This window comes from Pedobacter nutrimenti (genome assembly GCF_003208655.1).
Lineage (GTDB): Bacteria > Bacteroidota > Bacteroidia > Sphingobacteriales > Sphingobacteriaceae > Pedobacter > Pedobacter nutrimenti.
On record NZ_QKLU01000003.1, the window covers coordinates 274,522 to 288,147 of the forward strand.

The following is a 13,626-nucleotide window of genomic DNA, read 5'->3' on the forward strand; positions in this document are numbered from 1 at the left end:
ATGATAAAACTGGAAATCGTTAAACAATATGAAACAGATCATGTGGAGTATTTAAAGAGCAGTACCACCTTCAATGAAAGTACAGCCGTGCTGCTGACCATTAATAAAGAGGATAAATTTGATTTGACTTTTGTGTCTGAAGATGAAATGTATTTTATAACACTGGAGGACCTGGGTAGTTTTTTCGACCTGAGTGACAAGCCGGTATTATTTTCAATGAACAATTATGTAGGGGTCATTAAAAATTCAACTGAAATCTATCTCTATGCCATTGGAGTGAGGAAACCTGAAATTGTAACAATTAACAATCCCATTCTTCCTGCAGCCATCAGGCTTAGTTATGAAAGCCCTGTGAGCGATAGTGATGCCTTAGCTGTTTGTTTTGAAAAAGATTATTATTCCGGTCAGGGCCGTTACCTGGCTTTTCTAAATCTGGATACTGATAAAAAGCTGGCCAATTGGGAATCCTGGATGAACCTGGATACAAAAACTTTCACCTACCACCGGGATCAGAAATATCCGCCTAAAATTGACAGTGCTATGCTTAAAAAAGATGATTTGTATATTTTTACTTCAGGAGGAATGACAACTTCTGTTCATAAATGGGGAATGGATTATTTTGCTTTGGTAAAAAGTACAAATAAGGGTGTGGTTACCGAAACATTGCTGGATAGCGGAGACTTAACCCGGGACCAAAAGAAAAGGGGCGTAAACGGTATTTTCAGTAGTTCCGAAAAATATGTACTGTTAACGCCAGTATTTCAGAACGATGAATGGGAAGGAAAACAAAAAATATTTTCCCTGGAAACAGAAGAATTGCTGACCATTGAATTTCCACGCAGCCTGGGCAAATATCCCCAGGTAATTGATCATTATGGAAATTATTTTTGGGTTTATTTGCGCGATAAAAAGCATTTTGCAATTTGCAGGGAAATTCATTAACCAGACAAAATCTTAACTCTATGCATTCTATTCTACCTTTTTTGCTGGCCATGATTATGGTTATTGTGCTGTTGAACATGTGGGCAGCTAAACTAAAAATTGCTTATCCTATTTTATTGGTGGTAGGGGGCTTGCTGATTAGTTTTATACCTGGACTGCCCATGGTTAAAATTCATCCTGACCTCATTTTTTTTATATTTCTTCCACCTTTACTGTTTGAAGCGGCCTGGTCGATCTCTTTTAAAGAAATGAAAAAATGGTGGCGCATCATTGGCAGTTTTGCTTTTCTTGTGGTCTTTTTTACGGCGCTTTCGGTTGCCCTGGTGACCAATTATATGATTCCCGGATTTACCATCGGGTTGGGATTTTTGCTTGGAGGCATTGTATCTCCGCCAGATGCGGTAAGTACCGGGGCAATTACAAAATTTGTCAAAATACCCAGATCAACCTCGGCAATTTTAGAAGGAGAAAGTTTATTGAATGATGCATCTTCGCTAATTATTTTCCGTTTTGCATTAGTGGCAGTGGGCACAGGGCAGTTTATCTGGCAAGAGGCCACCCTTAGCTTTTTATGGATGGTCATTGGCGGGGCGGGTATAGGTTTGCTTTTGGGCTGGGTATTTGTTCAGGCACATAAGCATTTGCCTACCGATGCACCTTCGGACATTGCAATGATGCTTATTGAACCTTATTTTCTGTACTGGATTGCCGAACAGGCACATAGTTCGGGTGTGCTTGCAGTGGTTTGTGGTGGCTTGCTGATGTCGGCAAAAAGACTGACCTTTTTAAACAGCACCAGCCGCATCCGGGCATTCAGTGTATGGGAAAGTTTTATATTTATTTTGAATGGGATCGTCTTTCTGATTATAGGCCTGGAACTTCCTGAAATTGTAGGTGGGCTCCGTTCAAAAGGTATTCCCCTTAGTACGGCAATTAATTATGGGATATTGGTTACCGGGGTACTCATTGCAGCCCGGATTATTAGTTCTTATGCGGCCATGGCGGCCACATTGATTTTCAGGCCAAGCGTTGCACCCGCGGCCGCGAACAGGAGGATAAGACTGACCATGCCCTTATTGCTGGGCTGGACAGGAATGCGTGGTGTGGTATCTTTGGCTGCTGCCTTATCCATACCGCTGGCCCTTGATCATGGGAAAGGACCTGCTTTTCCGCACAGGGACCTGATTTTGTTCATTACATTTGTGGTTATTTTACTAACGCTTGTTGTTCAGGGGCTTACGCTACCTTTTTTTATAAACCGTTCGAGTGCATTTGGCCAGATATTTAATCAGGAAGCGGAAGAATCGGCCCGGCAAAAAATGAAACACGGGCTGAAACAGCATGTTTATGAGTTTCTTAAAGATAAATATGAGCATGAACTGAATGGATATGCTGGTATGGAAAAGCTTTTGAAGCACTGGGAGGAAAAATCCAAAGCCACCGACGACAGCTGGATGAATGAAAAAACAAAGGTCATTTTTGTGGAAATGCTGGAAAGTCAAAGGGCCTATCTTTCCGAACTCAACAAAGATCCTGCAGTCAATGAGGAGATCATCCGCCAGCAGTTGTTCCAGATTGACCTGGAAGAAGAACGGCTTAAAATGATTTAAGGGAAAACTGCAGTGGCATTATTTTAGCTAAAAGTGATTTGTATGATAAAGATGTCCCTGAAGATTTTAGTGCCTTGTCTGCTGACTGCTTTGGTGTCCTGTGCACAAACAGGCGGGGGCACAAGCAATAAAAATATGTCCTATACCACTGATGAGACTGTGATTCCCCGGGAGAAACAAATTTCCTATCAGCTGGCAGTTCATGCCGGTACGGGTTATGAACTGTTTATCGATGATGTTTTATGCGGGTTTTCTTTAAATGAAGGTACAGAAAACAGCGGTGCTTTATTGAATGCCTATTTACTGGGAAATGGAAAGCATAAACTTAAAATAAAGATTTATCCAAATGAAAAAAACAACCAGATGGCTGGGGAAGTGCTTCTTGAAAAAGTCTTTTTAAAGGAGGACAAAAAGGTGACGCTGAAAAGCTATCCTTTTATGCTAAAGGATAAAAAAACAAACAGAGAGTTTTCATGGGAAATAGATATTGATGACCTTCCGTACCATTTGAAGGGCTGGTCTGAAGGGCGTGATTTGCGCAAGGAAGACCAGGTGGCATTGAGAAAGGAGGTCTTAGACTTTTACAATCACGCCAGGTTGTTGTACCAGGATGGCGGAAATGCAGATGCCCTTGTGGCCCTGACAAAAATGGCCAAAATGGAAAAACGGGTGTATGACTATAAAATTAAAGCGGTGGAGGATTATGCCGATCAGCTGGAAAAGGAAGCTTACAACAGGAAAACCAGGATGGGGCCTGTTGAGGATTATAAAATGGTTATTTATGGGGAGGGGAAATTGGTGGCTCTGGAACGAAACCCCATAAAGACCATTGCCGGATATCCCAAAGAAGGCGACTTTACGCACTGGAGTGCCTTGATCGGACATTTTGAAGATGGGAGTGGAATTTATCAGATACCGATGTTACTTTATCGTCCAAAGGCAGGAGCAGCTCTGGAGCGGATCAGATAAGGGATGGTTGGTTCAGACCTGGTTTTTACCTATAGTCTTCAAATTTTAATTTACCATAATCGCCTTTCCTGCTTTCGGTTTGAACAACTTTAATTTCATTCCCAGGATTTTCTTCCGGTCTGCTGCTGTAAGATCGCATGTTGTTTTTACTGAGGAACCATGATTTTCTTTTTGGGTTGTATTTAAAAGCAATTGTAGTTTCGGTTTTATCACTGGCCCCATAAAGCTGGACAAAACTAAAGCCGCCCTTGCTAAGGACTATTTTACGGTAGGGGTCGCCAGCACCTGCACCCCCGCAAACTGCGCAGCCAATGATGTTGCTGTTGGTGGCGGTAACTTTAAAGGAATCCTTGCCCACACAAATTAAAAGATATACTTTCCTGTTTTTTTCGTTATCGGTTTCCGTCGTTCCAATCAGGATGACATCCGGTTTGCCATCATTATTGAGATCACCGGTTTTAAAATCCAGTAAAACCTGGTCTTTGTCCAGAAATCTGGAAAGCTGTTCTTTCAGTTTATTTTTTTGCTGGAGGTGAACCACTTTTCCATTGTTTTGTGCGCTTGCCGATAATTGAAATACAAAAGATAAAAGGAGAGGCAGAATTGTTTTCATGGTATGGTCTTTTATAGCCAGATTAAATTTAAGTGTTGTTAAGGGAATAAAAGAAATGATATTATTGGTAAATTTGCAACTAATGAATAACAAAGGGATTGGATTGTATAAGGAAGAGGTCATTGAATTTGATTTTGGTGTGTTCAGGGAGCATTTGAGTTTATGAATCCGGTCATCATTAAACCCCACAGTGAGGTCTTAAAGAGATACGTTCAGTATTTTCTGTTTTTCAGCAAAACGGACAACAGTATTTTTAGTTATACTACTTTTCCTAATAATAACCTTTGTTTAGCGATTTATAAACAAAACCATGTCAACTACATCAATGACCGCCAAACGAATCATTGTATCCTTACCCATGGAAATGGAAACTTTGTAAGCCGGTTGTACGGATTTCATAAAATGCCATTTCAGGTACATGTAAGTGCTCCTGTTGACCAGGTCTGTATTGTTTTTTATCCCTCGGCAGCGGGTGCCTTTACCTGTACTCCTTATTCAGACCTGATGGGCCTGGAGCATGTTTTTGAAGCAATGTTTTCCGGAAAGAATACCTTTTTTCTGGAACAGCTTTTTGCGGAAGATGACGTGGTCAAACGTGCCGGAAAATTGGAAAGTTTTTTACTCGGCAAGCTGAACGATCAGGTGTCAAATAAACTAAAAGAGGCATTGCTGTTGATTTCAAAAAGTAATACTGAAAACCTGAGCGTTGAAATTCTGGCCAGACAGCTTGGATTAAGTGAGGTTTCGATATTCCGGCTGTTTAAAAACCATTTAGGGCAAAATCCAAAATCATTTTTGAAGACCCTCCGTTTTCGGACCGCCCTGGATAAAATGCTTACAAAAAAAGGCTCTTTAACGGAAGTGGCCTATCTCAATCAATATTACGATCAGGCGCATTTAATCAAAGATTTCCAGTCATTCTCCGGTCACTCTCCAAAACATTTGGTGCGTAAAGTGGCGCTTTGTCAAAATGACCTGGCCTGGATTTACGACGATGACCGTTTTGAATGATTTTTACAATTTTTTATGAACCATAGTGATTTTCTTTACTGCTGGAAATGATAATACAACAGATGAAGATCAAAATAATTCTTTTTGCAGTTTTACTTTTTGCCGTAAATGCAGCTGGTGCACAAGAGATTTGTGCTTGTAGTGAAGCATTGGAACGATTAACAGTCAAAATTGAAAGCGAGTATCCCGGATTTGAACAAAAGACGAAAGACAAAATTTTATACAACAGTTTTAAGCAGCAGCTTCGGGAACAAGCTGCCAGTACCGATAAAACGAAATGTTTTGAGGTCTTAAAAAAATATACTTCTTTTTTTCGGGATGGGCACATCTGGATCAATCCGGCAACTGCTGTGGATCAAAAAGGTGTGGTGAGTACAAAACTAGTCGACATTGATCTGAAAAAATTTAAAAATCAATTGAAAGCAAGCCCGGATCCGCTGGAAGGAATCTGGAAAAATAAATTTGAATGGACAGGTGGAACAGGTTATGAAATTGGCATCACCAAAAATAAAGATGGTGGACAACTGGGCTTTGTGATGAGTTCGACATCTGGTTTCTGGAAGCCTGGTGAAACCAAATTCAGGTTGTTTCCCGATGGAAAGTTCGAATTCTATTCCTTTGATAAAACCCTGAAAACCGGAACATATGAGCTATATGGGAACAGTATCCTTTATTTCAGGGAGGCAAGAGCAGTTTTCATCAAAGAATCACCACAGTCAAATTTGACCCAGCAGCAGGTTAGACAAAAAGTGGGGGAGTTTTATGGCTTTGGAATAAAAAAACTGAGTAACCAAACCACGCTGCTTAGCCTTCCATCTTTTGATTATCCTTTTGTAGACATCATTAAAGACCTTGTTACCTATAACCGGCCGCTGCTGGAGGGACAAAAAAACTTAATTATCGATATAAGAGGAAATTCAGGTGGCACAGACAACGCTTATCAAATTCTACTGCCTTATATCATGAGTAATTCCATCCGGAGCATGGGCGTGGAATATCTGGCCAGCCCAACTTTGGTGAAGGGACTTGAAACTTATCTGAAAACGGCATCTGACGATAAGGAAAAGGAGGAAGAGGTGGAGATGGTAAAGAGATGGATTGGTCTTTTTGAAAAAAATATGGGAAAATTTGTCAATGTTGGTGACAGTACAGTTTCTATACAAAAAGTGTTGTCCGCTGGGAAAGGCCCGGATCATGTGGTTATCCTCACCGATAAAAGAGTAGGAAGCTCTGCTGAAAGTTTTGTGTTGAAGGCCAAACAAAGTAAAAAAGTGAAGATAGCTGGTACTGTAAGTTCGGGGGGATTGGATTATGCTTCTGCACGTATGTTCGACTTTGGCTGTCCGGAATACTTGTTGCAGTTGCCCACTTATCGTTCCTTAAGGTTACCGGATTATCCGATTGACAACATTGGTATTCAGCCAGATCTTTACCTGGACAAAAGTGTCAAAGACTGGGTGCAATTTTGTGTAGAATATTTAGAACAATAAGATGGTCCCGGAAGGTTTTATCCAGCCTGGTGAAAAGACCGCCTGAATGCTATGGGAGACAGGCTGGTTTTTGTTTTGAACAGTTTACTGAAAGATTGCGGATGTTCAAAACCCAATTCATAGGCAACTTCGCTTACCGATAGATTGGTTGTAGATAATTTCTCTTTTGCTTTTTCAATGAGTTTGTAATGTATATGCTGCTGGGCATTTTGTCCGGTAAGGTTTCGGAGAATGTCGCTTAGGTAAGTTGGGGATATATTTAGTTTTTCCGAAAGCTGTTGAACAGTGGGGATTCCATGGCTTAGGGCATTATTACTTTCAAAATAATGTTCTAAAATTTCTTCCAGTTTTTGCAGCAGGTCATTGTTCAATGCTTTGCGGGTAATGAACTGACGTTTATAAAAGCGGTTGGCATAGTTTAGCAATAGTTCAATTTGAGAAATAACAACATCCTGGCTAAAGTCATCAATACGGCTGTTCAATTCATTTTGGATCATTTTAAAAATTTCCATGATGGTCGCTTTTTCCTCTTCTGAAAGATGCAGAGCTTCATTGGTTGAATACGAAAAGAAGCCATATTTTTTGATTTCTTTGGACAGGGGATAACTCAAAAAGAAATCGGGATGAATGAGTAAGGTGTATTCAGAGCAAACACTGGCGTCGTTGTCGTTGTTGCCCATAATCTGACCTGGAGCGGCAAACAATAAACCACCTTCATCAAAATCATAATAACTCTGACCGTATTTTAACTGGCCACTGAGTTTGGGTTTATAGGATATCTTATAAAAGCCCAGTACATGATGATGCGGAAGTTTTATGTTTTCTGCCGGAATATTGGAGCCGTGGATCAGGCTGACCAAGGGATGCCGGGGTTTAGGCAAACCAAAGACCTGGTGTGCCTGGGACAGGGAGGCAATTTTCTGCGGGCTGCTTTCTTCCTTTTTCATATTTTGAGTAATCATGAAAATGATAACCGATAACAGGACCAAATATCGGTTATCATTAACGTCTTATCAAGTAGGGTTTTATATTTCGGACTTGTTTGGGCCGGATAAGGTCTGGGCAGCACTAGAAACTTCTTCCCAGGCTTCCCAGGTGGTTAAGCGCTCCTGATAAGCTGCACGTACCCCAGGTAAGCAATCCTTGCCCAAAAAGAACCGTAATGGCGGGTTTTCTGAGTCTACTACTTTGAAAAGGGCTGTCGGTGTTGCATTTGGATCACCTCTTTCTATTGTTTTTAAGCTTTGTGCAAACTGCGCTTTAAAATCTGTATAAATGTCCAGACCTTTTGCAAATTTTAAAGATTCCGGACTTCCAAATTCGGTCGCATAAGCTCCAGGTTCTATAATGGTTACCTTGATTCCGAAATCTTTAACTTCTGCTGCAAGGCTTTCATGGATGGCCTCGAATGCCCACTTGGATGAACAATAATAACCGATAACCGGTAAAGTTACATGACCAAGATTACTTGATGTACCTAGTATATGGCCGCTTCCTTGTTCTCTAAGTATGGGTAAGGCCGCCTGAATAACAGAAACCGGACCGATGACATTTGTTTCATAAAGTTCACGAAGATCGGCTGCGCTGGCTTCCTCAATGGTACCCACCAGGGAATATCCGGCATTGTTGAACACAATATCCAGCTTTCCGAAATGCGCATGAGCTTGCGATACGGCCTTCTTTACCTGCTCATGTTTGGTTACATCAAGCTCAAGGAGCAGCACGTTTTCACCATACTTATCTTTTAGGCTGGTTATGCTTTCCAATTTCCGTGCTGTAGCAACAACCCGGTCACCGCGCTTAAGTGCCGCTTCGGCCCAAACGCGACCAAAGCCCCTGGAAGTGCCCGTAATGAACCAAACTTTAGTAGATGGACCTGAAACTGGCTTTAAAGGAGCTACTGAACTTTCATTTTGAGGAGACATAATCTTATATTTTAAATTAATAACACCACAAAGATCAGCAAGGGCAAATGGAGACTTGTAGCCTAACTGAGACTTTTTGTAACCTAAATGAGAATAAAATGGATGGTTGGCAATTGTACTTCGGTTTGAGGTTTTGACTAGGTTTATTGTGAAATTTCTACTTTGTAATAGCCATATTTTTTAACCCATTTCTGATGTTCATAAATTTCCTGATAACCTTTTACGTAAAGGGTAGTGTCATTTGCCCATCTGATTTGCGCTATGGCAAATTCATCAGAATGCAAACTGGCAAACAGACTAAATATTTTTCCTTTTCCTGCTTTTGGATTAAAACTTAAAACACCCAGGTCTGAATTTTTATGTTTGTATTCGGTGTTGCTGTAGTAAACAACAAAACGTTGCTTGGGCGATGGCTGAGGTAAAGAAACATGCCAATCTCCAAAAGAGGCAATATGGTAGCGGAAACCATTTTTAGCATCCAGAAGGAACAAGGTGGCAAATCCAATGCCTTCTGCTGTCGAATTAGCCGTTAAGGCATAAAGATTTAATAAGGATGAATAGCCCAGGAGTTCATAGCCGTTCCATCCTTTGCCCGCCCCGCCATCACTATATTGCTTGAAACGTTGTTTTCCCTCTCTTGTACGGATCGAAAAATAGCCTTTTAAAAGTTTTAATTTTGGTTTGGTCCAGCTATTTTTTTGGACCAGCTGATCATATTGCCGGGATGTTGCTTTGGTAAACTTGAGTTTGGGCAGAACCTCATACTGGTCGGCATATCCAATAATGATTTGATTGTCATTTAGAGGAGCTTTGTGCTGTTCTGTTTTTCTTTGGGCCTTTGCCAAAAGAGAAGGAATAAGCAGCATCAGCATGAAAACATAATTTTTCATATTCCTTTAGTAGATGTTTATCCTATACAATATGGTGTAATTTTGTTTGATAAACAATAACTGGTAGTCTTAAGTGTTTTGTGGGAAGTTATACCTGGAAGATGACCTGGTGATATGGTGAAAAACAGGTTAAGGGTATAAGTCCAAAGCGCTTTGTAAAATGTCGCGAATAACGTCCAGGGCCAAATCTTCATCCGGGTTAATCCTTAATATTTTCATTCTGGAGCGCTTCCCCTGTTCCAATGCTGGATGATCCAGTAATTTCCCTTCTACCATTAAAATATAGGGGCTTTTTGTCTTTTGATCCTGCCATAAATAGCAAAATGGTTTTTTTTGAAAACAAAAGCAGGGCATTCCATATTTCTGTGTTTCGGTAATGTGAACATCCTGTTCAAGAATGATTTTTCTTAAGGCAAGTAAACAACTTTTACCAGGTTCTTGCTGCTTTAAATAAAAGTGTTGAAGGGCCTCAGTCATTTATAAATTTTATTTCAGTTGACCATACTGACCAGTTGAAGTGTTTGATTCATGGCAAGGATTACCCCAATAACCAGAAAAAACCAAAAACGTATGGTACGGTAGTTTTTCTCAGTCGTAATGTACAATATTAAACAGAGCATCCAAAAAGCCAAAGCAAAACCTTTAAAAGCCATAGAATGCTTCATATACGTATTTCCGATCAGTAGAAAAATAATGCCCAAAAACTCCACATGGGGACCGTACTTTCTCCAGAAGGTAATTAATCCTCTCAACATCATAGAATAAGATCTTATGTGCTGGAATTAACATAATCTGTGCCACCTTTCCTTGGATTTTACAACAGCCCAAATCAAAGACCGCTGGATTTAATTGTGACCTTATTAAAGGTGCCGGAAGCTGGTATTGTAAGAGCTACCGAACTTTAAAACAAAGTCCGGCAGCCGCAAAAAGAAAATGCAATCGGGTTGAGAATAAGGTATGCTGACAGCAGACACCGGCCTGTTGTTACTTTAAAGGGCTGGCTGCATTTGAATTGCTGACGAACAGAAAGGCATCAAAGTGCTGGCTGATATTGGTTTTTTCATTTGTACTTGGATCGCTTTTTGGTCCATAGCCAATAAAACGTATAGGTTTTACTTCATTTTTGCTGTTGTATTGGGTAGGGAAAAAATAGAAGGCTGGTTTGGAGTTGGTTAAAAACTGAGTTTCCCAGGAGTCAGCTACTGTTTTTTCTAAAGGATAGGCTTTCATAGGATTGGTATAGGAGTCCCGGGATTGTTCGGTGGCTGCAAAAGTACCGGTAGCGGTACCAGTGCCCATAACAAAATATTGCCCCGGAAAAAGTTTTGCAATTTCTCCGCCCATACCACCAACGGTATTGTTAAAAACACCTGTTTTGGCTACATGGGCATTATGTGCCCATATGACCATTTTGTCATTGGAATTTTTTAGAATTTCAGCTACGTTACCGGCCATATTTACATCACGGCTGGGCTCATTCGTTTTGGTAATATAATGATAGAAGGGTGAAAAGCCCTGTTTAATGTTCATCATGATCAAATGGCTTGCAGATTTGATTTCTGCAGACAAATTTGAAGCATTAATTCTTTGATCAAGGCTATCGGCTACTAAATAACCTTTGTAACTGCTTTTGTACATTGCAGGAAAGTCAACTTTAACATCTTTTTTATTCATGGCTTCCCAAACTTCGTCCTGTAAAGATGCAGGTGCCTGGAGTTGCTCAATACCTGCTGAAAATGCAGCCTCACCAGTTAATACCTTTCGCAAGGCTTCTATATCTGAATTGAGGTAAACATAGTCTATGCCATCAATGCTTACCCTTTTTTTATGGGTTTGATTATAGTTTCTTACCCAGGTCAGTAATTCTTTGGTTTCTTCGTTTTGCCAAATGCTCAACAGACGCTTTTTCATGATGCTATTTAAATCTGCTTTCCCATTGAGCTCCTGGTTCAGCAACAGGCCATCGCTAAGGTCATTTTCTAAGGCAATATGGGTAAAACCGTGTTTTTCGATTAATTCCCGGGTAATCCAGTAACGCAGTTTATAGAATTCGGCCGTGCCGTGTGTACCCTCGCCCAAGGCAACTATTCTTTTTTTGCCCATTAGCCCGATGAGGGCTTTTGCATCATTGACGAATTTTTTTTGACTGCTGATGTTAACCTGATGTATAACCGGCGTACTATTTTGATCAGGAGTTTTTTGTGCCCGGCTGTTTAGAGATAAACAAAGCATTGCAATAAGTAATGGAAGGATCGTTTTCATGTTTTTGATTTTGTATGCAGCAAATCAACGGACAAAAAATAGTTCCCCTTTATATTATTCGACCGGGGGCAAGGAGTAGCCTATTAAAACAGGTTTATTTTTTTTAATCGTGCAAAAACAGGCCCTGGTCGAAAACAAGCTATCGATAATCAATAAATATGACGAATTTAGCTTTGTCATGAAGAAACCCGGATTAACCTTTCCTCTTTTTTTTGAACTTGTCATTTGGTTGTTGTACGTTGCTGTCTATAAGTATTCCTTTTACATGGAGCTTGCAAAATTGCCCCGTATCCCAAAGAATGATTTTCCTTACCTGGAAATTGCCTTATACAGTATTTGTTCAACTTTGGTGGTCATTCCTTATTACCGCTGGATTATTCCTTATTTCTTGCAGCGTAAAAAGTATTTATGGTTGTTTTTAATCACAGTTGTCTATTTTTTACTGGTTATCCCTTATAACAATGTGGCTGTTTCCTGGATGTTCAGTCAAAGCACAAAAGGTACCGCTGTTCATGTGTTTTTTAATTCTGCTTATCAACTTTGGGATTGGAACATGGTAATGACCGACCTGATCGCTTTCTTTTGCATTGGGTTATCCAGGTTCTCCTATCAGAGTGAAATGAAACGCCGCCAGTATGAAACCGATAACCTGCATTTGCAGTTGAACATGCTTAAAACTCAATTGCAACCTCATTTTCTATTCAATACCCTAAACAGTTTATATGGACTGAGTTTGGTGGGATCTAAAGAAACACCGCGCTTTATCTTATTGCTTTCGCAAATGATGCAGTATATTTTGTACGATTGCGATAAAGAGGAGGTAAGCCTGCAGGAAGAAATTGAATTTTTAAGGGGCTATTTTGAACTGGAGCAGCAAAAATTTCCTAAAGCCAGTATTGTATTCGAGGCGTTGGAGGTGGATGAAGCCATTATGATCCCTCCCTTGCTGTTTTTGCCCCTGGTCGAGAACAGCTTTAAACATGGAAAACATAAACTGGAGGACCAGGCTTCAGTATATGCCTGTTTACAGGTAACGCCCAGAGAAATTATTTTTACCATTCAAAATGATAAATTGCAGGATACACCCGGTATCAACACAAAAAAAGTGGGGGGGATTGGCTTGGTTAACATCAGGAAAAGATTGGATCTTTACTATCCAAAACAGCACCAGTTGATTTTAAAAGAAAATGAGCAATATGTGGCAACCCTAATTTTAAACCGCAAATGAACTGCATTGTAATAGATGATGAACCAATGGCTCATCAGGTATTGGAACACTATATTGATCAAACGCCCGGATTGCGGCATTTGGCTTCTTTCAGAAATGCTATAGAGGCGTTTGAGTATTTAGGCCAGCATCAGGTCGACCTGCTGTTTTTAGATATTGAGATGCCTTTAATTAACGGATTACACTTTTTGAAGGCTTTGACGACCAGACCCAAAACCATTTTTACCACGGCCTACAAGCAATATGCTTTTGAGAGTTATGAGCTCGAAGCAGTTGATTATTTGTTGAAACCATTTTCTTACGAACGATTTACAAAAGCGGTCAGTAAAGCTGGTTTATGGAGTGGGCCTGCTGAAGATGACCAAATCAACCATTTACTAATTAAGGACGGCCAAAGTCTGCTCAAGCTTAAACAGCAGGATATTATTTATGTAGAGGGTTGCAAGGATTATGTAAAGGTATTTACAAAGGATAAATTCTATTTGGTCTATCAAACTTTAAAAGGCATACTCGAACAGTTAAGTTCAGCTTATTTTGTACAGGCCCATCGCTCTTATATTGTGAATAAAAACTATGTAGAGCGTATTGTAGAAAATAAGCTGATTATTGGTGATCAATCTTTTATTCCAATTGGACCTTTGTATAAAAAGGACTTGCTGGAAGCTATGAAGCGCTAAAAGGTATTT

14 protein-coding genes are annotated in these 13,626 nt (G+C 40.1%); 7 read left to right on the plus strand and 7 right to left on the minus strand.

Going from position 1 to position 13,626, the window contains the following annotated elements; genetic code table 11:
• From B0O44_RS09335 to B0O44_RS09345, 3 genes are read left to right on the plus strand one after another with little or no spacing between them, the layout of a single operon-like run.
• Nucleotides 1-942: a hypothetical protein gene (locus B0O44_RS09335; RefSeq protein WP_110829584.1), complete on the plus strand. Its 942-nt coding sequence runs from the start codon at nt 1-3 to the stop codon at nt 940-942.
• A gap of 20 nt (nt 943-962) precedes the next feature.
• Nucleotides 963-2,552: a Na+/H+ antiporter gene (locus tag B0O44_RS09340; RefSeq protein WP_110829586.1), complete on the plus strand. Its 1,590-nt coding sequence runs from the start codon at nt 963-965 to the stop codon at nt 2,550-2,552.
• 42 nt (nt 2,553-2,594) lie between these two features.
• On the plus strand, nt 2,595-3,521 hold the full coding sequence (locus B0O44_RS09345) for a hypothetical protein (protein WP_146229795.1): 927 nt from the start codon (nt 2,595-2,597) through the stop codon (nt 3,519-3,521).
• A 25-nt stretch (nt 3,522-3,546) separates the two neighbouring features.
• Here B0O44_RS09345 and B0O44_RS09350 read toward each other — a convergent pair whose 3' ends face one another.
• Nucleotides 3,547-4,134 carry an FG-GAP repeat protein gene (locus B0O44_RS09350; protein WP_110829589.1) on the minus strand — a complete coding sequence of 196 codons (588 nt, stop codon included), beginning with the start codon at nt 4,132-4,134 and terminating at the stop codon, nt 3,547-3,549.
• A 162-nt stretch (nt 4,135-4,296) separates the two neighbouring features.
• Here B0O44_RS09350 and B0O44_RS09355 point away from each other — a divergent pair, with 162 nt between their 5' ends.
• The gene (locus tag B0O44_RS09355) at nt 4,297-5,145 is read left to right on the plus strand and encodes a helix-turn-helix domain-containing protein (RefSeq protein WP_110829591.1); all 849 of its coding nucleotides are present in this window, start codon (nt 4,297-4,299) and stop codon (nt 5,143-5,145) included.
• Nucleotides 5,146-5,207: 62 nt separating this feature from the next.
• The gene (locus B0O44_RS09360) at nt 5,208-6,635 is read left to right on the plus strand and encodes a S41 family peptidase (protein ID WP_211321352.1); all 1,428 of its coding nucleotides are present in this window, start codon (nt 5,208-5,210) and stop codon (nt 6,633-6,635) included.
• A gap of 17 nt (nt 6,636-6,652) precedes the next feature.
• Here the strand turns inward: B0O44_RS09360 and B0O44_RS09365 are convergent, their stop codons facing one another.
• The 6 genes from B0O44_RS09365 to B0O44_RS09385 form a co-directional block, all read right to left on the minus strand.
• Complete coding sequence (locus B0O44_RS09365) at nt 6,653-7,582, minus strand: helix-turn-helix domain-containing protein (RefSeq protein WP_110829593.1); 930 nt, start codon at nt 7,580-7,582, stop codon at nt 6,653-6,655.
• A gap of 78 nt (nt 7,583-7,660) precedes the next feature.
• Nucleotides 7,661-8,560 (minus strand): SDR family NAD(P)-dependent oxidoreductase, encoded by a 900-nt coding sequence (locus tag B0O44_RS09370; RefSeq protein WP_110829595.1) that lies wholly within the window; start codon nt 8,558-8,560, stop codon nt 7,661-7,663.
• A 143-nt stretch (nt 8,561-8,703) separates the two neighbouring features.
• The gene (locus B0O44_RS09375; RefSeq protein ID WP_110829597.1) at nt 8,704-9,450 is read right to left on the minus strand and encodes a hypothetical protein; all 747 of its coding nucleotides are present in this window, start codon (nt 9,448-9,450) and stop codon (nt 8,704-8,706) included.
• A gap of 129 nt (nt 9,451-9,579) precedes the next feature.
• The gene (locus B0O44_RS09380) at nt 9,580-9,927 is read right to left on the minus strand and encodes a DUF1801 domain-containing protein (protein ID WP_110829598.1); all 348 of its coding nucleotides are present in this window, start codon (nt 9,925-9,927) and stop codon (nt 9,580-9,582) included.
• A 14-nt stretch (nt 9,928-9,941) separates the two neighbouring features.
• Nucleotides 9,942-10,208 (minus strand): hypothetical protein, encoded by a 267-nt coding sequence (locus B0O44_RS24870; protein WP_146229796.1) that lies wholly within the window; start codon nt 10,206-10,208, stop codon nt 9,942-9,944.
• 226 nt (nt 10,209-10,434) lie between these two features.
• Nucleotides 10,435-11,712: an erythromycin esterase family protein gene (locus B0O44_RS09385; RefSeq protein WP_110829600.1), complete on the minus strand. Its 1,278-nt coding sequence runs from the start codon at nt 11,710-11,712 to the stop codon at nt 10,435-10,437.
• A 109-nt stretch (nt 11,713-11,821) separates the two neighbouring features.
• Here B0O44_RS09385 and B0O44_RS09390 point away from each other — a divergent pair, with 109 nt between their 5' ends.
• A complete protein-coding gene (locus B0O44_RS09390) occupies nt 11,822-12,940 on the plus strand; it encodes a sensor histidine kinase (RefSeq protein ID WP_110829602.1) in 1,119 nt (372 codons plus the stop codon).
• Nucleotides 12,937-13,617, plus strand: coding sequence for a LytR/AlgR family response regulator transcription factor (locus tag B0O44_RS09395; RefSeq protein WP_110829604.1), 681 nt, complete (start codon nt 12,937-12,939; stop codon nt 13,615-13,617). Before B0O44_RS09390 ends, B0O44_RS09395 begins: the two co-directional genes overlap by 4 nt.
• The last annotated feature ends 9 nt before the right edge of the window (nt 13,618-13,626 follow it).

What these genes read in the sequence shown, in the direction of transcription:
- B0O44_RS09370 (WP_110829595.1), bottom strand. Translation starts at nt 8,560, where the DNA reads ATGTCTCCTCAAAATGAAAGTTCAGTAGCTCCTTTAAAGCCAGTTTCA.
- B0O44_RS09380 (WP_110829598.1), bottom strand. Translation starts at nt 9,927, where the DNA reads ATGACTGAGGCCCTTCAACACTTTTATTTAAAGCAGCAAGAACCTGGT.
- B0O44_RS09365 (WP_110829593.1), bottom strand. Translation starts at nt 7,582, where the DNA reads ATGAAAAAGGAAGAAAGCAGCCCGCAGAAAATTGCCTCCCTGTCCCAG.
- B0O44_RS09375 (WP_110829597.1), bottom strand. Translation starts at nt 9,450, where the DNA reads ATGAAAAATTATGTTTTCATGCTGATGCTGCTTATTCCTTCTCTTTTG.
- B0O44_RS09355 (WP_110829591.1), top strand. Translation starts at nt 4,297, where the DNA reads ATGAATCCGGTCATCATTAAACCCCACAGTGAGGTCTTAAAGAGATAC.
- B0O44_RS09350 (WP_110829589.1), bottom strand. Translation starts at nt 4,134, where the DNA reads ATGAAAACAATTCTGCCTCTCCTTTTATCTTTTGTATTTCAATTATCG.
- B0O44_RS09395 (WP_110829604.1), top strand. Translation starts at nt 12,937, where the DNA reads ATGAACTGCATTGTAATAGATGATGAACCAATGGCTCATCAGGTATTG.
- B0O44_RS09345 (WP_146229795.1), top strand. Translation starts at nt 2,595, where the DNA reads ATGATAAAGATGTCCCTGAAGATTTTAGTGCCTTGTCTGCTGACTGCT.
- B0O44_RS09360 (WP_211321352.1), top strand. Translation starts at nt 5,208, where the DNA reads ATGAAGATCAAAATAATTCTTTTTGCAGTTTTACTTTTTGCCGTAAAT.
- B0O44_RS24870 (WP_146229796.1), bottom strand. Translation starts at nt 10,208, where the DNA reads ATGATGTTGAGAGGATTAATTACCTTCTGGAGAAAGTACGGTCCCCAT.
- B0O44_RS09340 (WP_110829586.1), top strand. Translation starts at nt 963, where the DNA reads ATGCATTCTATTCTACCTTTTTTGCTGGCCATGATTATGGTTATTGTG.
- B0O44_RS09335 (WP_110829584.1), top strand. Translation starts at nt 1, where the DNA reads ATGATAAAACTGGAAATCGTTAAACAATATGAAACAGATCATGTGGAG.
- B0O44_RS09385 (WP_110829600.1), bottom strand. Translation starts at nt 11,712, where the DNA reads ATGAAAACGATCCTTCCATTACTTATTGCAATGCTTTGTTTATCTCTA.